Source organism: Bacillus arachidis, from assembly GCF_030285945.1.
Lineage (GTDB): Bacteria > Bacillota > Bacilli > Bacillales > Bacillaceae_G > Bacillus_A > Bacillus_A arachidis.
Window position 1 is genome coordinate 3,828,739 of the sequence record NZ_CP127376.1, and the last position, 19,543, is coordinate 3,848,281.

Here is a 19,543-nt window from a genome sequence, read left to right on the forward strand (position 1 = left end):
ACAAGACAAAAGCAACCTAATCGGTTGCTTTTGTTTTATCTATTCTTTTTCACCATAAAAAAGATACGTTCCGTTTGTTCAGTTACTTCTATTCGTTCAAAATCACCCGTTACACGAAGGAGTGTAAATCCAGCTTCTTCAAGCCATTTTGTTACTAATTCAACTGAATAAGCACGTTGCATATGGCATTCATCAAAGCGATGATATACACCTTCCTCTGGATCCTGTACAAAAAATGACAAGTCATGTTCTACACTATCTGATTCTTCATCAAGGAAGCAGTTCCAAATAAGAGCTATCTCTTCCCCATTAACTGTGTACGTTTCATTTTGAAATACATGATGAATTTTATATAAAGAGTGTACATCAAATAAGAACAAACCATCTTGGCGCAAGTGATGATATACGCGTCTGAAAGTCTCTTGTATCCCTTCTTCTTCCAGTACATAATTCAATGAATCACAAAAGATTGTAATACAATCAAATTCACCTGGAACATCCAGCTCTCTCATATCTTGTTGATAAAAAGGAATAAAAAATCCTTCTCCTCCAAGTTTTTGTTGTGCAACTGTTAACATTTCTTCCGAAAGATCGACACCAATCACGTCATAACCTTTTCGCACAAGCGGAAGTGTTACATTCCCAGTCCCGCATGCTACATCGAGAATCTTCGCCTCTTTCATACCTGCCTGCTGTAAGCTTTCTTCTGTGAATTCTACCCATTTATCATATGGAACATCATTCATAAGTTCATCATACAACAAAGCAAATTGCTCGTACCTCATTGACCTAACTCTTCTGTAATATCTTCACGTGGTACATCGCCCCATAGGCGCTCTAAATTATAATGATCACGCTCATCTTTATGGAATACATGTGCAACTACATCGCCAAGGTCCACTAAAACCCAACGTGCTTCATCAAAACCTTCCATGCGTTGTACGTCGATTTGAAACTCATGTGCCTTCGCTTTAATTTCACGTGCAATTGCTTGTACCTGCTTATCTGAATTTCCGTGACAAATAATAAAATAATCTGCAATTGGTGAAATACCTTGCATGTTTAGTACAACCATATCTTCTGCTCTTTTATCATCAGCTGCTTTTGCTGCTAACACTAATAACTCTTTATCTTTCATTCCGTAATTTCCTCCTTGATAACTGCGTTGTATGTTTGAAATGTTAACGGATAGATCGTTTGATCTTTTTCCATTAAAAATTGAATTGTGCGCTTTAATGCAAATAATAAGGCTTTATTTATATCTTCTCCTGCTAACTTCCGCGCTTCTTCCACACCTGGAAATTTGCGGCCTGGTTCAATATAATCCGCCACATAAATAACTTTATCAAGCATTGTCATCTTTTCATGACCACTTGTATGATATGTAATAGCTTGCAGGATTTCTGGATCCGTAATGCCGACTTCTTTTTCTACTAAGTATGCCCCAACTGGCGCATGCCATAACTCTTTGTTGTAGTGAAGTAAATCTTTTGGCAACTCTTCCTGCTTAATAATATCTTCCATTTCTTGAATCGGTCTACATTTTGCATAATCATGAAATATAGCAGCCATTTCCGCTTTTTTCTCATCCACACCATATAACTTAGCAAGTTTAATTGCCGTTTCCATCACACCAATTGTATGTATATAGCGCTTTTCATGCATTTGTTGTTTTACAATCTTAAGTGCTTTCTCACGATTCATACAACCCATTCCTCTCGATATATACGTGTACTTGTTCTGGAAGCAAATATTTACACGTTTTCTTCTCCTTATATCTCTTTCGTAATAAGGAGGAAGAAACCGCAAATTCCGGAATCTCTACTGTAACGATTTCATAAGGTGTATGTAATGTATATCCCGGTCTTGCAACTCCAACAAAGGTTACAAGCTGTAGTAATTTCTCAATGTTATACCATTTGGGCAAATACTCAACCATATCTCCGCCAATAATAAAATAAAACTCTACATCCGGATGCTTCTTTGTTAATTGTAACATAGTGTCATATGTATAGGATGGGCCCTCTCTTTTTAGCTCTTCTAAACAAACAGAGAAATACCCCTCTTTCCCAATTGCTAACTCTAGCATGTTTAATCGATTTTCCACACTTGTAATATTGCGACCCTGTTTATGAGGTGGAATTTGATTCGGCAAAAACCATACTTCATCAAGAGCCAGTGTATCATACACCTCATTTGCAATTAACAAATGTCCATAATGAGGCGGATCAAACGTACCGCCAATGATTCCGATCTTTTTCAAAGGAAACGCCTCCTTTAGTTCACAAGCAGTAATCTTTCCGAAACAACATGAGGAAAGATTACTGCCCGTAAAAGTTCAATTGGTCTAAACCCTATTAACAAGAACAAATCCCGAACATAGCGGGCATAAACTATGGAAACGACCTACACCATTCTAATTACTATTGTGGAAGTTTGATTTGTTTATTTTCTCTTGATTCTTTATATAAAACAATTGTGCTTCCAATTACTTGGACGATTTCTGCTCTCGCACCTTTAGATAGTTCTTCTGCAACTTCACGACGATCAAATTCACAGTTTTGTAGTACGCTCACTTTAAATAACTCACGAGCTTCTAATGCATCTGCAATTTGTTTTACCATATTTTCATTTACGCCGCCTTTTCCCACTTGAAAAATCGGTGTTAAATGATGTGCTTTTGCACGTAAAAATCTTTTTTGTTTTCCTGTTAACATATAGTTAGCCTCCAAGCTTTCTCATTACTAATTGTTTCATTCTTTCGATATTTGGCATACGTCCTGTCCACATTTCAAATGCAAGTGCCCCTTGATAAACAAACATATCAATTCCATTTTGTACGATTGCTCCTTTTGCCTTCGCCTCTTGCAAAAGCTTTGTCTCAAATGGATTATAAATAATATCCGAAACAATCGTCCCTGGTTTCAAGGATTGAATTTGCAGTGGTGTATTTTGGACATCTGGATGCATACCTATTGTTGTCGTATGAATGATAATATCATAATTATTTTGTTTTTCTGTTGCTTGCTCTAACGATAATGCATGCGACAGAATTCCCTCTTTACATCCAGCAATTAACTGCTCTGCTTTCTCTATTGTTCGATTAGCAATATCGATTTCTTTTACACCTGCATCTACAAGTGAAAAATAAATACCACGACATGCCCCACCAGCACCAAGTAATAAAATACGCTTTTGATAAAGTGGCTCTTTACTAATTGATTGTAAAGAACGAACATAACCAATTCCGTCTGTATTATAACCAATTAATTTTCCATCTCTATGAACTACCGTATTCACAGCACCAATTTGCATTGCTAACGGATCAATTTCATCTAAGTATTTCATAATCGAGACTTTGTGTGGAGTCGTTACATTAAATCCCGAAACTCCTAATGCCTTTAATCCTTTCACCGCTTCCCCTAGCGCCTCTTCTTCAACAAGAAAAGCATGGTAATGGGCATCTATACTTAAATGTTCAAATGCATCGTTATGCATCAGCGGTGATAATGAATGTCCAATTGGATTTCCGATCACACCATATAATTGTTTCATAAATTCCTCTCCATATTAAATTAAAGATTTACGTAATGAAACACTAACTCCTTTTGGTACATGAGCAACAATCTTTGCCCCAGGCTCATTTACAGTAACCCATCCTAAGCCAGAGAATACAACATCTGTTTTTGGCTCACGAATATTAAATTCGTATTTCACAAACTCAGGCATATTTTCTAGTTCCTCTGGGGTTGGTGGATTTAATAATTCCCCTGCATGTTTTTCATACAATTCATCTGCTTTTTCAAGCTTTGTACGATGAATCGTTAAGCGATTTGAGAAATGGCAAGTGAATGCACGACGACCGCCACTCACGTAATCAAAGCGTGCTAATCCACCAAAAAATAATGTTTGTTCTTCGTTTAATTGGAATACCATCGGCTTAATTTCTTTTGTCGGTGTAATCAGCTTTAAGCTTTGTTTTCCAACATAATGTGCCATTTGATGATGATTAATAATACCTGGTGTATCATATAAAGACGATGTTTCATCTAGCGGAATATCAATCAAATCAAGCGTTGTTCCTGGGAAATGAGACGTTGTAATCACATTCTCAGTTTCTTCACTGAATTCCTTAATCATACGATTAATAAATGTAGATTTACCAACGTTCGTACATCCAACAACATATACATCTTTACCATCACGGTACTCTTCAATTGCCTCAGCTAGTTCACGAATACCTTGTCCCTTTGCTGCACTAATTAAAAAGACATCTTCTGGTTTTAAGCCAAGTTGTTTTGCACTATAGCGCATCCAATGTCTCAGTTTATCGTGTTTCACTGATTTTGGAATTAAATCCGCTTTATTTCCAACAAGCAATACTTTGTTGTTCCCTACAAAACGATGTAAGCCTGGTAACCAGCTACCATTGAAGTCAAAAATATCTACAATTTTAACAACAAGCGCATCTGACTGACCAATTCCATTTAAAATACGCAAAAAGTCATCGTCTGTTAACGACACATCTTGAATTTCATTATAATTCTTTAAACGAAAACAACGCTGACAAATCACTTGTTCTTTTTCTAAAGATGAAGCTGGTGCATATCCTACTTCATTTTTATTTTCTATTTGAATTTCTACACCGCAACCAATACATTTAATTCTTTCAGTCAAACTTTATTCCTCCCAGTTAATCAAGCCTTTTTTCTTCATATTTCTCATAATTCTTCGTTCAATCTTTCGATTAAAGCGCGTTACTAATCCATCTGTTTGCGCTACTGGTACAACTAAAATCGTATGAAGACCAACACGATTTCCACCCAGTACATCTGTTAGCAATTGATCTCCAATTACTACTACCTCATCAGCAGTTAAATTCATTTCTCGTATTGCACGTTTAAAAGCACGAACAAGCGGTTTACGTGCACTATGGATAAAAGGAATACCAAGTGGATCAGCGAAATCCTTTACACGTTGCTCATTGTTATTCGAAACAACTGTTACTTGAATGCCCTGTTCTTTCATTTTTAAAAACCACTGTTCAAGCTTAGGCGTTGCATTCGGACGATCCCATTCAATTAAAGTATTATCTAAGTCAGTAATAATACCTTTAATTCCGCGTTTCTTTAAATCTTCTGGTTGAATATGGTATACGTTTTTTACGTATTCATTTGGTAAAAACAATTTCAATTTCTTTCACCTCTTTGAGGAGTTTTCATAAAATTTTTCGACAACATTTTTCGATATCGAGCTTGTGGATAACATTGTACACATTTTCCACATTATTCTTTCAGTCAATTTAGAAATTATTAACAGTTCATACACACCTTATCCACGGTGTCATGTGGATAAACAGCCGTTTGTGACTGTCATATTTTTTTGGTACATTAGATGCAACAAAGAACCTATCCTTAATTATCGGAGGTGGCTCACCTTGAAAATGAAACATATGGAACAGTTATCTACTGAGTTACTCACTGAGTCTTATTATAAAGCAAAAGAACTAAAATTAAATCCTGACTTCATTTTACTTATAAAACAAGAAATCATTCGGCGATCATTAGAGGACAAGCTTGCCAAATCGTCTTGAGTACATATAGATGACTACTTCACCTGTAAAAAGAGCCATCCTGAAGATGGCTCCTTTATAAAATGAAACTTCCATCCAGAGGAACTTTTCACCCTGCACATAAGCTCATCTAACTTCTTCGTGCCCTTATAAGTTCGTGATAAAACTTTTACTGTACGTTACCATTAGATAAGCGAGTTGCAATTTTTTCACCAAGGAGAAGTTCTTGGCCACTCGTTAACGTTGAAACAACTTCAACCATTCCTTTTTCAAACAGTAACACGACTGTAGAACCAAATGTAAAGTATGCCATCTCTTCACCTTTTTGAACAGTGTTTCTTTCATGAAGAAGCTCAATACTATTTACAAACATCGCTCCTACTTTTACAAGTGACATATGCTGACCTGCACTATCAACCTCTGTAACAGAACGATAATTCTTTGACAATGGCTCTTTTCCATACTTCATCCCTGCTGCGTTGACTGGATATGATTTTCTTCCAAGTACAAATCGCTCTGTCACAGTACCTGTAAGAGGACTATGAATACGATGATAATGACTTGGACTTAAATAAATAACCATATATGTACCGCCAGCATAGCGGCTTGCTCTCTCTTCATTACCTAGCATGTCCACAATTGAATAACGCTTGCCTTTAATATCAAATGTTTTCGTTTCTTCGATAGGTCCATAATCAGCAAATACTCCATCAACAGGACTAACAATACTTGATGGTGCCGCATCAATTTCTCGCTTTCCTTCTTGTAACTTACGTGTAAATAATTCATGCAGCGTCTTATATTCCTTTAAATCTTTTTCCATCTCATCTTGATTCAATTGAAACACTTTCGCATAAGAGGAAATAATAATGGAACTTAAACGAGACTGTGCAAATTTACGTAGTATATAAGAAGTAAAACGTCCATTTGTAAGTTCGATCATAAGTCGATATAATTTACGTCGCAAACCGCGAAACCTCCTAATAATTCTTCATGTAACAATTAAGTTTAGCTTTCCCTTCTTTTCTTTCTATATCATACAGTAGAACTCCTGAAAATAGTTTTTATATTCAATTATCGTAAACAAAGCTGATGATAAAAAAGAAAAGGTATGTACTATTTCATTCTTAAATTCGTTAGCACCTTTTAATATTACAGATAGAACCCATCATTTTCAACAGTGAACGTATATTTCTTCTTAGAGTTTCTTGTTTTATTCCCTTTTCATTAAAAGAAAAACGGCTGCGTTTCAACCGCAGCCGTTTCATGCATCTTTATGCTTTTCCTTTTTTCTCCTTTTCTGCCCGCACAAATTCATGAAACATTTTCATCAGTGCCCGCTTCTCAATCCGTGACACGTAACTTCTTGAAATCCCTAGTGCTTTCGCAATTTCTCGCTGTGTTTTTTCTTTATCCAATCCAAGCCCAAAGCGTTTCACAATGACTTCTTTCTCGCGCTCATCTAAAATATCGATATACTCTTTAATTTTTTCTAATTCCATACTAAGCTGAATCATATCAATGACATCTTCAGACTCAGATTTCAAAATATCGATAAGTGATATTTCATTTCCTTCCTTGTCCTGTCCAATCGGGTCATGAAGTGAAACGTCTTTTTTGGTTTTCTTTAGTACACGCAAATGCATTAAAATTTCGTTTTCAATACAACGAGCCGCATATGTCGCCAACTTCGTCCCTTTCCCTGCTGAATAACTTTCAATTGCTTTAATAAGCCCAATCGTTCCGATAGAAATTAAATCTTCCGCATCTTCACCTGTGTTTTCAAATTTCTTAACAATATGAGCCACAAGCCGTAAATTATGTTCAATTAACAAATTTCTCGCATGAGCATCACCTTGTTCCATCAGCTCTAAGTACTTTTTTTCATCATCTGATGACAGTGGTTGTGGAAATGCATTGTTTTTAACATAAGAAACAAATATAAACACTTCGCGAATCATGTATCCAATTGCGGCGAACAGACTCAAACTCTTCACCTCCGCAAAAATAATGGTCTTTACTATATGTATGTAGGCGGGTGGTTGTTTGTGTCTGTACCTACTTAAGAATAGCGATGCATAAAAAAATTCTTGTGACATAGCCACAAGAACTTTTAAAAACTTATCCTATGTACTCCAAATCGCCTCTCCAGTATGTGCATCAGTATAGCGAATTCCTCGTCCCATGGAAGAAATAAAAAAACAGCTAGATTTCTCTAGCCGCTTTACTTCGTTTCACGATGCAACGTCACTCGCTTTAAACGTGGACAGTATTTTTTTAGTTCAATACGTTCCGGATTATTTCGCTTATTTTTCTTCGTAATATAATTACGATCACCGCTTTCTGTACAAGCTAATGTAATATTCACGCGCATATGTAGGCCTCCTTTTCTTAAAAAATCACAACTAAAACGTAATCATTACGATTTATATAATAAATGCTATTATTCTTTTTGTCAATTTCCCTATTATAAACTCTATCCAAATGATTTGTTGAAATCATTCTAAAAAGACAAAAAACTGAAACAATTAGTTCATACGAAATTCACATCAATCTATTATTATTAGAGCTGTACATAATCAATTTACTAACAATCCATTTTATTGATATATGAAATTTAATTAGAAAGGAGATACAGAAATGAAAGCCAAATACCGTTTTATGATCTCATCATTTGCTGCATGTGCTTATATGATCTGGTATTTAGTATAAATAAGCAACCTTATTTGCAAATATGAAAAGGTGTGTATATAAATGAAATATAATCAATCAACCGTTAACTATTGGAAGGCATTTGTATTACCTTATACATTCGCTTTAGAAGAGTTGAAAACAAAATTCGAAATTATGAACCGGGAAGCTCAATTTCTAGAGGACTATAACCCGTTTGAACATATAAAAACAAGATTAAAACAACCTGACAGCATCGTTAAAAAACTCGAGCGCAAAAATTTAGCACCAACTATCGAAAACGCGCAAACGCATTTGCAAGACATTATCGGCATCCGGATTACATGTTGCTTTGTGGAAGATATTTATCACTTAAAGCAAGTCATTGAAAATCGTGAAGATATGGAAATTGTAGAAGTAAAGGACTACATCGATAATCCAAAATCCAATGGCTATAAAAGTTTGCATATGATTATTAAATATCCATTAGCGTTAAATTCTGGTACAAAAGAGGTATTTGCAGAAATTCAATTGCGTACACTCGCAATGGACTTTTGGGCAAGTTTAGAGCATAAACTCTACTATAAATATGAAGGGAATATTCCCGATTATTTAAAAGATGAACTTCACGATGCTGCCATGAAAGCAGAAGAACTAGATAATAAAATGGCGACCATTCGCCAAGATATCGATGAGATTGAAGCATGTTCAAGTCAAATTTTACTCCCATTATAAAGAAAGGTTCTCCTCATATGAGAACCTTTCTTTCTTTATTTCTTTTCTATCGTCCGAACTTCTTCAATTCTCCAATGTTCTTCTTCTTTCCCAAGTGCATACTGTACCTTTTTCTGAAAAGATCTTCCACCATCTATTTCTTTCTCCGCTGTTTCAACAACAACATAATCCCTCTTGAAGTTTTTCACCTGCACATCATTCAACTCAATTTTCTTATTTTCTCTTTGAAATGCAGCTGCCTTTTGTGTTCGTAAGTCTTCAGCACCAACTATTTTGTCCGAAAACAGAGCCATATGTTGATCGAATTTTTTTTCGTTTGTCGTCTGTACAAACGCCTCTATTACATTATGGATTTCTTTTTCTTCTTCTGGTGTTACATGTATCTTCGTTTCTTTTTGTACCATTACTCCTTTCTTCTCTCCATCTATTTTCTTCATTTCCTGCTCTGATTGACATCCTATTAACAATAGTCCCACTATACTAACAAATCCTATTTTCTTAGTGAAATTTCGCATTCAATATTCCTCCCAAAAAGAAAAAGCAAGGCAAAACGCCTCGCTTTACTCCATAACTATTGTCTGCCTTTATTAGGGTCACCGCCACCAACAATATCGAAGACACGTTTTGCTATGTTTGTATTTTCTTGAACGCCTGTGAATAGATATTTACCTGGTCCGAATGCATATACATTCACGTCTTCCCCAGTATGTCCACCTGTTGTCCAGCCTGTAAATGAACGTTTATTGAAGATTTCCTCAATCGCATTATCAATTTTTGTTACATCTTTTGATGGCGCAATATCATTCACAGATTTAATTTCTTCTGGTGTTAATTGTAAATCAATGTATGTTTTCAATGTTTCTTCTACATTTGCACCTTTTGCAATTTCATTTGCCATAAAGTCCGGTGTACGTTTTGCCGCTTTAATTGCATTTGCATCAAAGTTATATTCACCATTTACACCAAGAGAGAACCCACCTGTAGAATGATCAGCTGTTGCAATAACTAATGTATGTTTATCTTTCTTCGCAAATTCAATCGCTGCTTTAAATGCTTTCTCAAAGTCTTCCATTTCACTCATCGCACCAACAACGTCGTTATCATGTCCAGCCCAGTCAATTTGGCTACCTTCTACCATTAAGAAGAAACCTTTATCGTTTTTATTTAAACGATTGATTGCTGCATTTGTCATTTCTTCTAACGAAGGTGCTTTTTCATTACGATCAATCATTTTATCTAAGCCACCTGGTGCAAACAAGCCAAGAATTTGATCACTTTTATCATTCAATAATTGCTCACGATCTGTTACATAACTATAACCTGACTTCTTAAATTCTTCTGTAAGATTACGATCTTTTCTTACAAAGTTATTTACACCACCACCAAGAAGAACATCTACCTTGTGTTTCCCGTTAATTTTCTCATCGAAGTAATCATTTGCAATTGCATCCATATTTTTACGGCTAATATCATGCGCTCCAAAAGCAGCTGGCGTTGCATGTGTAATTTCAGAAGTGGCAACTAAACCTGTTGATTTCCCTTGCGCTTTTGCTTGTTCAAGTACTGTTTTTACTTCTGCCTTATCATTATCCACCGCAATTGCTGCATTGTATGTTTTTACACCTGCCGACATTGCTGTTGCAGCTGATGCAGAATCTGTAATATTTTGATGTTCATCTTCTGGATATGTTTTTTGTGTTCCTACAAGATGTTTATCAAATTCTGTTGACTCCATTTCAAATGTTTTTGGATTATCTTTCATATAACGATGGGCAGTCATATACGAAGGTCCCATGCCATCTCCAATTAAAACAATTACATTTTTAATTTTTGTATCACTTGCTTTTCCATCCGCTTTAATTACATCTGAACGTGTTACGCCCCACGTTACAGCTGAAGTAAGTGCTAACGATGTCACAACCGCAAATGGCCATGCTTTCTTCATAAATTTTTTCACTTTTCATGTCCCCCTAATAGGTTATTAGTTATTAAGTTCCCAATACCCAATTTAAAGGAAGACTATTAAGGAAAAGTTAGCTTCATGTAAACATTTTGTTAAGTTGTGTAAATTTTCGTTATAATTTGTATATCTTTGTCTTATATTATCCAGTTTGGTCACCTTTACAAAAAAGAAAGGTGATCATGTGTATTTTTCAATACTTTACATTCTCTCTATATTATAATTGAATATTTATTTTTCATGATAAAATATTTCTACTAGATTAGAAATGTGGTGATTCAATATGCAAATACAAAAGCTAAACGATTCAAGTATTCCACAGCTCATTTCTCTTTGCGAAGCTGTTGGATGGTTACAACCCCGATTATTTATGCAAAAACAATTTAAAATGTACCTATCTATCGGAAATTTATTTGGCTATACACATCATGAAAAACTAATTGCTACTTGTGGGGTATTCCCTTCTGAATCTGGATTTTCTTCTATCGGTATGCTAATGGTTCATCCCGATTTTCAAAAACAAGGGCTTGGTCGTACTTTACTCGATATTTGCATGCAGCAAACATCCGCTTCCCTTCCTGTTATGCTCATTGCAACAGATGCTGGTATACCTTTGTACCAAACATATGGCTTTACGACCGTTACAACAATCCATCGCTTTGAAAAATTTGTTACGAACACATCTACGAACCACTCCCATTTAAAGCAAATTGAGCCATATGATCTTAACTCTCTCATTAAGCTTGATCAAACCGTGACAGGGGCGCATCGTCCAAAGCTCTATTCGATATTACTATCTAGAGCAACACTGGCATTCAAAATTGAAAAAAACCATAGAATCGAAGCTTTTGCACTGTGTATACAAAAAGGAAATACACTCTGCATTACTCCTCTTATAGCCAAGCGTGATGAAGATGCAATCCAATTATTACAATCCATTTGCATGAGCTGGAATGGAACAGTCCGTATAGATGTTCCACACTCACAATTCACATTTCGAGCACACTTGGAATCGAAAGAGTTTCAAGAAACACTTCTTTCGCCGCTTATGATAAAAAATGGAAGTCACCTATCTGGAAATCGCGACCATTTATTTGCTATGATGGATACAGCGTTATGTTAGAAAGGGGACACCTGCTTGAAACGAATGAAGTGTTATATGGTAAGTTGCCTTGCTATTACATTATTAGTGGGTTGCAATGCAGCAGACAAGCCAGTAGAAGCAGTAAAACAAGTTAAAAATACAATTGAAACAAAGCTAACAACAGATGAAAAAATGGTCGAGATAGACGGGCAAACTATTTACTTTAAACAAATTGGAGAAAAGAAACCACCATTACTTATGCTTCATGGGTTTGGCGGTTCATCCAATGGCTTTAGCGATATTTATTCAGACTTAGCAAAAGATCATACAATTATCTCAGTTGATGTTTTAGGATTTGGCCATTCTTCTAAACCAATGGATTTTCCATACTCTTTTCCTAATCACGCCAACCTTTATTATAAGTTAATGAAAAAACTAGGATATGATGCTTTTGCAGTACTAGGTCACTCTATGGGCGGGGAGATTTCCCTTAATTTAACATATTTATATCCCAGTGCAGTTACCCATCTCATTTTAACGGATGCTACAGGGGCTATATCATTAACAAATAGAAATGCTTCACCTAAACCACAGTTATCCACTGATTTGAATACTGTATCTTCTATTACGGATTATGATGAAAGCAAAGTGAAATTTAAACGCGATGATACAGAACATTATAACCAAATGAAAATGTGGCCAAAACGACTTAAGATTAATGCTAGTGAAATCAAACTTCCGACTTTAATTATTTGGGGCAGAAATGATAGTAGTGTATCATGGAAAGAAGGCGAATCTTATCATCAGTTTTTAAAAAACAGCACCTTCCATATTATTGAAAAGGGTTATCATGCCCCATTCCGCCAAGAACCGAAAGAATTTATAGGCTATGTAAAAGAATTCTTTGAAAAGAATCCAATCGAAACAACAAAGCAATAAAAATGGGTATCTCATCTTTGAGATACCCGTTTCATATGTTAAGCAGCTTGCTTCTGTCTTTTTTGCCTTTTTGATCCTAGTAATTTAGGTACAATCCAACCATCCACTCCAAGTTTTCCAGCATTCATGCCAGCAACTAAAACGAACATAGATAAAATAACCATTTGTGGATTTACACCTAGAGACCCACTAAACATATAGGAAAAGTTCATTACAAGGCCAAAAAAGACAGCTGTTTTCGTTAAACAACCTACAATTAAACCTATTCCAACTAGAATTTCTCCCCACATTACAAGCGTGTTAAACATATCAACATTCGGAATTGCGAAGTCTTGCAAAAATGATGCCCACCAAGATTGTACGGCTGGTTGTGCTCCTTTTGACTTTTCAATAGCCCCCTGTAAATAACCTGTCGCATCAAATCCTTTCCCTTGTAACTTTCCGATTCCAGCCATCAACCATGTGTACCCCAGATAAACACGGATAACTGCTAATACAAAAGAAACTGCTTTGTTTTCTCTTAAAAATTGAATAACCATACTCTCCTCCTCAAGATGTAATTAAGTTAGTTACAGGTAATATAATAACATTAGTTACTTATTTTTTAAATATTAATTATGAATAATTTGTGAAGATTACACGGAATGTTAAAAACTAACATTTATATAGTTACTTTTATTCCCCTGTAAAAACTTGAAAATATCATACCATAACTGATAATGATTTTCATTATTTTTTACAAAAAAACTATGCGGTAAATATGAAACGTGCTTATCCAATATTCGGATAAGCACGTTTCATTCTCTATATAATTCAAATGTCAAAGTCTCATCATCTAATAATTTCGCATCTTGAAATGCATCATCTATTGTTTTTTGATGATTAATAAGCCCGTAAAATAAACGTATTGTAAACATAAGTGATGCATTTCCATCCACATAATCTGTTGAGCCTATATAAACTTTTACACCACTATTTAAAAATGCTGTTGCAAGTTTTGGATCTCCTAAAGTACACCCGCTATTGATAATATACTTGTTATGTAATTTTGCATATTGTTTAATTTCAGCTACACCAAAGTTCCCTCTTGGTTCATCTTCTTCATATATATCTTCCCCTAATTCCCCCATTACAAATTCGCCTTCTTCACCATGAAAGCAAAAAATAATATAATCCATATCTTCATACAAACTTTTCCCCGAAAGAACATCCATCAAATCTTGCGGTCGACCAATCCAATATGTAATAACTCTTGCTCCAAAATACTCAAGCGTCGCTCGAAGCGATTGTGCTTCTAAATCTGAATTATCGCCAACTACTAACGCAATATTCAAATAAAAAACCTCCATTCATACGTTTATTTCATACACACCTGTTTCTTCTAAAAAATCCTCTCTTGTTAATCTCTGCTTTTGTAAATATTGTCTATATGCTGTAATTGTTCCATCATGAGAAACGATGCAGACCCTTGCAACCTTTAATGTATAACACCAATTGATAAATTCATCTGCTCTATTCTGAAATTCCTTCTCTGAAATCGTATTTATCCCCTGATTCCATAACATATCGTTTGTACTTTCTCTTAAAGAAAAACTAGGAAATGACTCTTGGATTACCTTTGTACTTAACAACCTGTCACATGGTAATGTTTTTGCTCCTTCACGATAAGGAAAAATATGCGGGGAAATATACGGATGTGTTATTTTGCGGCAAACTACTTGTGAGCTCCATATCGCTGCAGTCTGCAATGTTCGAAGCGTAGGGCTTGCGATTAATACATCATTTTCTTGTAGTGGTAAACTGCTTTGAAGTAACAATGCTTGTTTTTCGCCTTCTTCTGTTAAAGGTGGATTTTCTAATTGCAAGCCCATAGGTAAATCTTTTGTATGTTTCCCTTCACCATGTCTTATGAAAATAAGTTTCATAGTTTTATCTCTCCTACTACTAAATGAATATGTATATTTTTTGCTACACTCTTTACTCTTCCATATCTTTTTCTCAATTCCTTCTCCCTTACCTGTAAAAAACCTTTGACATATAACTTGGAAATTATTATGATAATATATGTAAAAAACCTTTTACAACACTTATTTTTAATAAGGAGGAACTTACCAATTATGAATTGGGTAATTTATTTTATTGGAATGATAATATGGGGATACATAAATGGCTTCTTTACAAGCGATAAAGCTTCTACACCTTGGATGAAAGACGATGAACGCGAGACGAAAATTAAACAGAAAGCTATTTCAGCAAGTTGGTCCGCCGTTTTTATGTTTTGTATCATTAGTCTCTTTAATAAACTATTAGGCCTAAGTGGCGGAGGCAAATCTCCTTATTTACCAGATCCTTTAGCAACAATTTTAAAAGAGAATGTAGAATTACAAGTTTTACTCATCCTTTTCCTAATGTACGGAATGTATTATTTATATTATCGAAAAAAAATGAGTGCTTGAATATACGAAAAGTAGCGTGATACAAAACGAAGTCTTTCTTACTCGATTTATCTCTAATTCAACCGGGTCAATTATTTTTAAATACAGAAAAAACCATACAACCTTTTAATTTTCAACTTATGATTCCTTCCTAAATGGATATAGTAAAAAAGATAAAACGAAACCTACGGGAGGATTCATTAATGAACAACTCAAACGATTTTTTAAATACAATACACGAAAAACAAGCAAAAGACGAGCAGAATAGAAAGCGTCAAGGTAATGGAAATCCTGGAAAAAAGAAACCAAACAAAACACATAAATAATTGTGAAAAAGCCACCTAAAAGTATCTTTTAGGCGGCTTTTTTCAATCTTCTTTTACAGCAATAACATTTTCCCAATTCCATTTTTCATAATACCACTCGGGTACATCTATATTTCCAATCCATTTCTTCGCTTTTGCTCCATCCCCATTCGCCAACCACATATCTGCCTTTTTACGGTCAGAACGCATCCATGTCAGTTGATTTTCACGCTTTATATAAACTGGATTGTAATCTCCATATTTTTTGGGGGGAGTTGTAATTTGGCGCTGGCGATTTGATTGAATATTTACTTGGTATAAAGAAGGGAATGATCTTTTTTCTTCTTCATTTTTCCACTCCATTTCTCGAGCTCTTGAAAGTATAATAAGTTCGTCACTATGCCATGTGAAATCCCAATCAACATCCCCTTTAGGCGTAAATTTTTCTTGCTGAAGGGCAGGGACTTCTTTTGTTTTTAAATGTTTATTTTTTAATGCAATTCTCCCGCTCCCTTCAATATAAGCCAATGTATTTTTCGATGGATCCCATTGTATCCACTGGCTATTTAATAACATTTGATCTACTTTTTCAAAATGACTCCCATCCGCTTTCAAAAGGCAAAGTGTATTACTATCCGCTGACCACGAAGCGGTTGGAACAGCTAAAAATGCAATCCACTTTCCATTTGGAGACCACTTGAAATTACTTACAACATAAGCGAGAAAATCCTCCTGCATACTCGGTAATGTATACAGGTGTTTCATTTTATTAGGATTCATTCCAGCATCCTTTTGTACTTCATATAACTGTGCTCCTGTCCAACCCGTTGGAAGCAACTGAGCCTCAGACGAAACAAGAAATTTCTTTCCATCTGGATACCATGCATAATCACCAACACCCGATGATACATTTTCAAACGTTGCATTCTTCTTCTCTGCATCAAATGTATTTAATGTACCTGTAAATTCAAATGCAATTATATTTTCTACCGGCGACCATTGATAATTCGTTGCTTCTGTTTGAGAAGGAACAACTTTTTTCCCATCCACAACGTGGTACAATTCGAGCTCTTTTTGCTCTTCACCTTTTGCATATGCAATCCACTTTCCATCATGTGACCATTTGGGTTTTGTTATGTATTCTCCTTTTGTTATTTGTTTTTCTTTTCCATCAAGTTTGATCCAGAGATCATGATTACGAATAAATGCTACTCGTATATCTTTTTCCTCAGCTTGAACATCAAGAGTAGTTTCGTGCAAGTAACAAATACAAAGTATAAAAATAAGCAGTTTTTTCCACATCTTTCTCTTTCATCCTCCCATAATTAATCTCCTTTATCATGCCCGCCTATTTACTATTTGAAAAAGATTATTACATTGACAACTTTTTAAATATATTTTTATAAAAAACATAATTTAATTGAACGAATTATAGCTTTTAAGGCATCCCTAGTAGCGGCCTATATCTATGACTCAGTGAACTGATGGTTTGTGCAAATTATAATTTTTCATAATGCTTTGTACATGAAGAAAAAGACGGATTTTTCCGTTAGCAGTAACTGAGATGTAAGCATTCTCGTACCTAAGGTGGTCCCGCCATTTTTCCGCCCCTATCGGATTTTCCGATAGGGTCTTTTTCTGTTTCTCACAAAACAAATATTAAATAATTCCGAATCTTGTGATAAAATTTTATAAGCGCTTACAAATTTTGAAAGGAGGTGATATACGTAAAAGGAACAAGAGCAGTTTTTACGTATAAAAAGGAGGATGTATGAATGACAACAAAAACAGAAATTCCATCACATTTAAAACCATTTGTATCCACGCAGCATTACGATCAATACACACCAATTAATCACGCTGTATGGCGTTACATTATGAGACAAAATCATAACTTTTTAAAAGATGTTGCTCATCCAGCCTATGTGAACGGACTGCAATCATCTGGTATTAATATAGATGCGATTCCAAAGGTGGAAGAAATGAATGAATGTTTAGCACCAAGTGGCTGGGGCGCCGTAACGATTGACGGTCTTATTCCTGGCGTAGCGTTCTTTGATTTTCAAGGGCATGGTTTATTACCGATCGCAACAGATATTCGTAAAGTAGAAAACATTGAATATACGCCAGCGCCTGATATCGTTCATGAAGCAGCTGGGCATGCACCGATTTTACTTGACCCTACATATGCAAAATATGTAAAACGATTTGGACAAATTGGAGCAAAAGCATTTTCAACGAAAGAAGAGCACGATGCTTTTGAAGCTGTACGTACTTTAACAATTGTGAAAGAAAGTCCAACTTCTACACCAGAAGAAGTTGTAGCAGCTGAAAAAGAAGTTGCAGAAAAGCAAAAGCTTGTTTCTGGCTTATCAGAAGCAGAACAAATTTCTCGTCTTTTCTGGTGGACAGTCGAGTACGGCTTAATTGGAGATATAAATAATCCAAAAATTTACGGTGCTGGTCTTCTTTCCTCTGTTGGTGAGAGCAAACATTGTTTAACAGACGCTGTTGAAAAAGTTCCATTCTCCATTGAAACTTGTATACAAACGACATATGATGTTACAAAAATGCAGCCACAGCTATTTGTATGCGAGTCATTTGAAGAATTAACAGAGGCACTTGAGAACTTCTCTGAAACAATGGCTTTCAAGACAGGTGGCGCAAAAGGATTAGAAAAAGCAATTCGTTCTGAAAACAATGCAACCGTTCAATTAAGTAGTGGTTTACAAATTACAGGTACATTTGCAGAAAAAATTCAAGATGATGCAGGTAGAGTGATTTACATGAAAACAAACACACCGACTGCATTAGCACTAAATAATAAACAACTACCGAATCATTCTACAGCTGTACATCAAGATGGCTTTGGTACACCAGTTGGTTTATTAGAAAGAAATATCTCACTCGAGGATTGTACAGATGAAGAGTTACAATCATTAGGCGTTATCATTGGTAATCAAGCGGAACTCTTCTTCACAAGCGGTGTTCACGTAAAAGGAACAGTGACTGATATTGTGAAAAACGATAAAAAAATCGCTCTTATTTCATTTACAAATTGCACAGTGATTTACAAAGATCGTCTATTATTTGATGCCTCATGGGGAGCGTTTGATATGGCAGTTGGTTCAGAAATCACTTCTGTATTCCCAGGTGCAGCAGACGTGGCAGCATTCTTCGGAGTAGAGGAAGAAGCAGAAGAAACACCTACACCACTTACCTTAACGGAGCTTGATCGTATGTATCAAACTGTTCGCGATATTCGAAATGAAGGCATGTTACAAAATTCACATGTAGAACAATTAGTAACAATTCAAGAAGTCCTAAATCAGTTCTTTACAAAAGAATGGTTACTTCGTCTTGAAATTTTAGAATTGCTTTTAGAACATAACAAAGGACACGAAACATCTGCTCAGTTGTTACAACAGCTATCTACTTTTACAAAAAACGAATCTGTTCAACGTTTAATTAATAATGGTCTTACTCTACTCTCAATAAAGGATGTGAAAAATAATGCAACGACTAACAGATGAAGAAGTACGAGAGAAATTAACAAAGTTAGATAAATGGACAGTGAAAGATGAAAAATGGATTGAAAGAAAATATATGTTTTCCGACTACTTAAAAGGTGTCGAATTTGTCTCTGAAGCAGCCAAACTATCAGAAGAACACAATCACCATCCATTTATCCTTATTCAGTATAAAGCAGTCATTATTACTTTGTCATCATGGAATGCAAAAGGTTTAACAAAACTTGATTTCGAACTCGCAAGACAGTTTAATGAACTTTTTTTACAAAATGAAAAAGCAATTATAAGAAAGTAAAAAAAGAGAAGCCTTTAT

General features: G+C 35.3%; 25 protein-coding genes. 8 read left to right on the top strand and 17 right to left on the bottom strand.

Annotation, left to right across the window (positions count from 1 at the left end; genetic code table 11):
- Positions 1 to 35: 35 nt before the first annotated feature.
- From QRY57_RS21385 to QRY57_RS21420, 8 genes are all read right to left on the bottom strand, one after another.
- Complete coding sequence (locus QRY57_RS21385; RefSeq protein WP_286016041.1) at positions 36 to 785, bottom strand: methyltransferase domain-containing protein; 750 nt, start codon at positions 783 to 785, stop codon at positions 36 to 38.
- Complete coding sequence (rsfS, locus tag QRY57_RS21390) at positions 782 to 1,138, bottom strand: ribosome silencing factor (RefSeq protein WP_026589866.1); 357 nt, start codon at positions 1,136 to 1,138, stop codon at positions 782 to 784. Before rsfS ends, QRY57_RS21385 begins: the two co-directional genes overlap by 4 nt.
- The gene (gene yqeK, locus QRY57_RS21395) at positions 1,135 to 1,704 is read right to left on the bottom strand and encodes a bis(5'-nucleosyl)-tetraphosphatase (symmetrical) YqeK (protein WP_026589865.1); all 570 of its coding nucleotides are present in this window, start codon (positions 1,702 to 1,704) and stop codon (positions 1,135 to 1,137) included. The genes rsfS and yqeK overlap by 4 nt, the downstream gene beginning before the upstream one ends.
- Complete coding sequence (locus tag QRY57_RS21400) at positions 1,694 to 2,263, bottom strand: nicotinate-nucleotide adenylyltransferase (protein ID WP_286016042.1); 570 nt, start codon at positions 2,261 to 2,263, stop codon at positions 1,694 to 1,696. Before QRY57_RS21400 ends, yqeK begins: the two co-directional genes overlap by 11 nt.
- 160 nt (positions 2,264 to 2,423) lie before the next feature.
- On the bottom strand, positions 2,424 to 2,717 hold the full coding sequence (yhbY, locus tag QRY57_RS21405) for a ribosome assembly RNA-binding protein YhbY (protein WP_026589863.1): 294 nt from the start codon (positions 2,715 to 2,717) through the stop codon (positions 2,424 to 2,426).
- A gap of 4 nt (positions 2,718 to 2,721) precedes the next feature.
- The gene (aroE, locus tag QRY57_RS21410; protein ID WP_286016043.1) at positions 2,722 to 3,555 is read right to left on the bottom strand and encodes a shikimate dehydrogenase; all 834 of its coding nucleotides are present in this window, start codon (positions 3,553 to 3,555) and stop codon (positions 2,722 to 2,724) included.
- Between the two features lie 15 nt (positions 3,556 to 3,570).
- Complete coding sequence (gene yqeH / locus QRY57_RS21415) at positions 3,571 to 4,677, bottom strand: ribosome biogenesis GTPase YqeH (protein ID WP_286016044.1); 1,107 nt, start codon at positions 4,675 to 4,677, stop codon at positions 3,571 to 3,573.
- A 3-nt stretch (positions 4,678 to 4,680) separates the two neighbouring features.
- Positions 4,681 to 5,193, bottom strand: coding sequence for a YqeG family HAD IIIA-type phosphatase (locus QRY57_RS21420; RefSeq protein ID WP_026589860.1), 513 nt, complete (start codon positions 5,191 to 5,193; stop codon positions 4,681 to 4,683).
- A 244-nt stretch (positions 5,194 to 5,437) separates the two neighbouring features.
- Here QRY57_RS21420 and QRY57_RS21425 point away from each other — a divergent pair, with 244 nt between their 5' ends.
- A complete protein-coding gene (locus QRY57_RS21425) occupies positions 5,438 to 5,593 on the top strand; it encodes a sporulation histidine kinase inhibitor Sda (RefSeq protein WP_026589859.1) in 156 nt (51 codons plus the stop codon).
- 148 nt (positions 5,594 to 5,741) lie between these two features.
- On the opposite strand, the gene QRY57_RS21430 is transcribed toward QRY57_RS21425, so the two are convergent.
- The 3 genes from QRY57_RS21430 to rpmG all read right to left on the bottom strand — a co-directional run bounded on the left by QRY57_RS21430 (position 5,742) and on the right by rpmG (position 7,946).
- The gene (locus QRY57_RS21430) at positions 5,742 to 6,539 is read right to left on the bottom strand and encodes a phosphatidylserine decarboxylase (protein WP_026589858.1); all 798 of its coding nucleotides are present in this window, start codon (positions 6,537 to 6,539) and stop codon (positions 5,742 to 5,744) included.
- 307 nt (positions 6,540 to 6,846) lie between these two features.
- Positions 6,847 to 7,560, bottom strand: a complete 714-nt coding sequence (gene sigK, locus QRY57_RS21435) for an RNA polymerase sporulation sigma factor SigK (RefSeq protein WP_026589857.1) — start codon at positions 7,558 to 7,560, stop codon at positions 6,847 to 6,849.
- Positions 7,561 to 7,796: 236 nt separating this feature from the next.
- Positions 7,797 to 7,946, bottom strand: coding sequence for a 50S ribosomal protein L33 (rpmG, locus tag QRY57_RS21440; protein ID WP_286016045.1), 150 nt, complete (start codon positions 7,944 to 7,946; stop codon positions 7,797 to 7,799).
- Between the two features lie 380 nt (positions 7,947 to 8,326).
- On the opposite strand from rpmG, the gene QRY57_RS21445 reads away from it, so the two are divergent.
- Entirely contained in the window at positions 8,327 to 8,977 is a 651-nt protein-coding gene (locus tag QRY57_RS21445) for a GTP pyrophosphokinase (protein WP_026589856.1), read from the top strand.
- A 35-nt stretch (positions 8,978 to 9,012) separates the two neighbouring features.
- Here the strand turns inward: QRY57_RS21445 and QRY57_RS21450 are convergent, their stop codons facing one another.
- Positions 9,013 to 9,492 carry a hypothetical protein gene (locus QRY57_RS21450; protein ID WP_286016046.1) on the bottom strand — a complete coding sequence of 160 codons (480 nt, stop codon included), beginning with the start codon at positions 9,490 to 9,492 and terminating at the stop codon, positions 9,013 to 9,015.
- 56 nt (positions 9,493 to 9,548) lie between these two features.
- A complete protein-coding gene (locus QRY57_RS21455) occupies positions 9,549 to 10,934 on the bottom strand; it encodes an alkaline phosphatase (protein ID WP_286016047.1) in 1,386 nt (461 codons plus the stop codon).
- A gap of 286 nt (positions 10,935 to 11,220) precedes the next feature.
- Between QRY57_RS21455 and QRY57_RS21460 the strand changes: the two genes are divergently transcribed.
- Together QRY57_RS21460 and QRY57_RS21465 are read left to right on the top strand one after the other, a co-directional pair.
- Complete coding sequence (locus QRY57_RS21460; RefSeq protein WP_286016048.1) at positions 11,221 to 12,060, top strand: GNAT family N-acetyltransferase; 840 nt, start codon at positions 11,221 to 11,223, stop codon at positions 12,058 to 12,060.
- Between the two features lie 24 nt (positions 12,061 to 12,084).
- Positions 12,085 to 12,960 carry an alpha/beta fold hydrolase gene (locus tag QRY57_RS21465; protein WP_432804096.1) on the top strand — a complete coding sequence of 292 codons (876 nt, stop codon included), beginning with the start codon at positions 12,085 to 12,087 and terminating at the stop codon, positions 12,958 to 12,960.
- Between the two features lie 38 nt (positions 12,961 to 12,998).
- On the opposite strand, the gene QRY57_RS21470 is transcribed toward QRY57_RS21465, so the two are convergent.
- The 3 genes from QRY57_RS21470 to QRY57_RS21480 all read right to left on the bottom strand — a co-directional run bounded on the left by QRY57_RS21470 (position 12,999) and on the right by QRY57_RS21480 (position 14,885).
- Complete coding sequence (locus QRY57_RS21470) at positions 12,999 to 13,499, bottom strand: DoxX family protein (RefSeq protein ID WP_026589851.1); 501 nt, start codon at positions 13,497 to 13,499, stop codon at positions 12,999 to 13,001.
- A gap of 258 nt (positions 13,500 to 13,757) precedes the next feature.
- Entirely contained in the window at positions 13,758 to 14,309 is a 552-nt protein-coding gene (locus QRY57_RS21475; protein WP_286016050.1) for a delta-aminolevulinic acid dehydratase, read from the bottom strand.
- Complete coding sequence (locus QRY57_RS21480; protein ID WP_286016051.1) at positions 14,310 to 14,885, bottom strand: histidine phosphatase family protein; 576 nt, start codon at positions 14,883 to 14,885, stop codon at positions 14,310 to 14,312. It abuts the gene before it with no gap.
- Between the two features lie 192 nt (positions 14,886 to 15,077).
- Between QRY57_RS21480 and QRY57_RS21485 the strand changes: the two genes are divergently transcribed.
- Together QRY57_RS21485 and QRY57_RS21490 are read left to right on the top strand one after the other, a co-directional pair.
- Positions 15,078 to 15,416 (top strand): hypothetical protein, encoded by a 339-nt coding sequence (locus QRY57_RS21485; protein WP_026589848.1) that lies wholly within the window; start codon positions 15,078 to 15,080, stop codon positions 15,414 to 15,416.
- Between the two features lie 182 nt (positions 15,417 to 15,598).
- Entirely contained in the window at positions 15,599 to 15,721 is a 123-nt protein-coding gene (locus tag QRY57_RS21490; protein WP_286016052.1) for a DUF4023 domain-containing protein, read from the top strand.
- Between the two features lie 42 nt (positions 15,722 to 15,763).
- Here QRY57_RS21490 and QRY57_RS21495 read toward each other — a convergent pair whose 3' ends face one another.
- On the bottom strand, positions 15,764 to 17,002 hold the full coding sequence (locus QRY57_RS21495; RefSeq protein ID WP_286016053.1) for an eIF2A-related protein: 1,239 nt from the start codon (positions 17,000 to 17,002) through the stop codon (positions 15,764 to 15,766).
- Positions 17,003 to 17,475: 473 nt separating this feature from the next.
- Here QRY57_RS21495 and QRY57_RS21500 point away from each other — a divergent pair, with 473 nt between their 5' ends.
- Positions 17,476 to 19,233: an aromatic amino acid hydroxylase gene (locus tag QRY57_RS21500; protein ID WP_286016054.1), complete on the top strand. Its 1,758-nt coding sequence runs from the start codon at positions 17,476 to 17,478 to the stop codon at positions 19,231 to 19,233.
- Positions 19,211 to 19,525, top strand: a complete 315-nt coding sequence (locus QRY57_RS21505; RefSeq protein WP_286017919.1) for a 4a-hydroxytetrahydrobiopterin dehydratase — start codon at positions 19,211 to 19,213, stop codon at positions 19,523 to 19,525. Before QRY57_RS21500 ends, QRY57_RS21505 begins: the two co-directional genes overlap by 23 nt.
- Positions 19,526 to 19,543 lie beyond the last annotated feature (18 nt).

What these genes read in the sequence shown, in the direction of transcription:
- QRY57_RS21490 (WP_286016052.1), top strand. Translation starts at nt 15,599, where the DNA reads ATGAACAACTCAAACGATTTTTTAAATACAATACACGAAAAACAAGCA.
- QRY57_RS21470 (WP_026589851.1), bottom strand. Translation starts at nt 13,499, where the DNA reads ATGGTTATTCAATTTTTAAGAGAAAACAAAGCAGTTTCTTTTGTATTA.
- QRY57_RS21450 (WP_286016046.1), bottom strand. Translation starts at nt 9,492, where the DNA reads ATGCGAAATTTCACTAAGAAAATAGGATTTGTTAGTATAGTGGGACTA.
- yqeK (WP_026589865.1), bottom strand. Translation starts at nt 1,704, where the DNA reads ATGAATCGTGAGAAAGCACTTAAGATTGTAAAACAACAAATGCATGAA.
- QRY57_RS21495 (WP_286016053.1), bottom strand. Translation starts at nt 17,002, where the DNA reads ATGTGGAAAAAACTGCTTATTTTTATACTTTGTATTTGTTACTTGCAC.
- QRY57_RS21475 (WP_286016050.1), bottom strand. Translation starts at nt 14,309, where the DNA reads ATGGAGGTTTTTTATTTGAATATTGCGTTAGTAGTTGGCGATAATTCA.
- QRY57_RS21485 (WP_026589848.1), top strand. Translation starts at nt 15,078, where the DNA reads ATGAATTGGGTAATTTATTTTATTGGAATGATAATATGGGGATACATA.
- QRY57_RS21480 (WP_286016051.1), bottom strand. Translation starts at nt 14,885, where the DNA reads ATGAAACTTATTTTCATAAGACATGGTGAAGGGAAACATACAAAAGAT.
- QRY57_RS21460 (WP_286016048.1), top strand. Translation starts at nt 11,221, where the DNA reads ATGCAAATACAAAAGCTAAACGATTCAAGTATTCCACAGCTCATTTCT.
- rsfS (WP_026589866.1), bottom strand. Translation starts at nt 1,138, where the DNA reads ATGAAAGATAAAGAGTTATTAGTGTTAGCAGCAAAAGCAGCTGATGAT.
- QRY57_RS21445 (WP_026589856.1), top strand. Translation starts at nt 8,327, where the DNA reads ATGAAATATAATCAATCAACCGTTAACTATTGGAAGGCATTTGTATTA.
- yhbY (WP_026589863.1), bottom strand. Translation starts at nt 2,717, where the DNA reads ATGTTAACAGGAAAACAAAAAAGATTTTTACGTGCAAAAGCACATCAT.
- QRY57_RS21500 (WP_286016054.1), top strand. Translation starts at nt 17,476, where the DNA reads ATGACAACAAAAACAGAAATTCCATCACATTTAAAACCATTTGTATCC.
- rpmG (WP_286016045.1), bottom strand. Translation starts at nt 7,946, where the DNA reads ATGCGCGTGAATATTACATTAGCTTGTACAGAAAGCGGTGATCGTAAT.
- aroE (WP_286016043.1), bottom strand. Translation starts at nt 3,555, where the DNA reads ATGAAACAATTATATGGTGTGATCGGAAATCCAATTGGACATTCATTA.
- QRY57_RS21385 (WP_286016041.1), bottom strand. Translation starts at nt 785, where the DNA reads ATGAGGTACGAGCAATTTGCTTTGTTGTATGATGAACTTATGAATGAT.
- QRY57_RS21465 (WP_432804096.1), top strand. Translation starts at nt 12,085, where the DNA reads ATGAAGTGTTATATGGTAAGTTGCCTTGCTATTACATTATTAGTGGGT.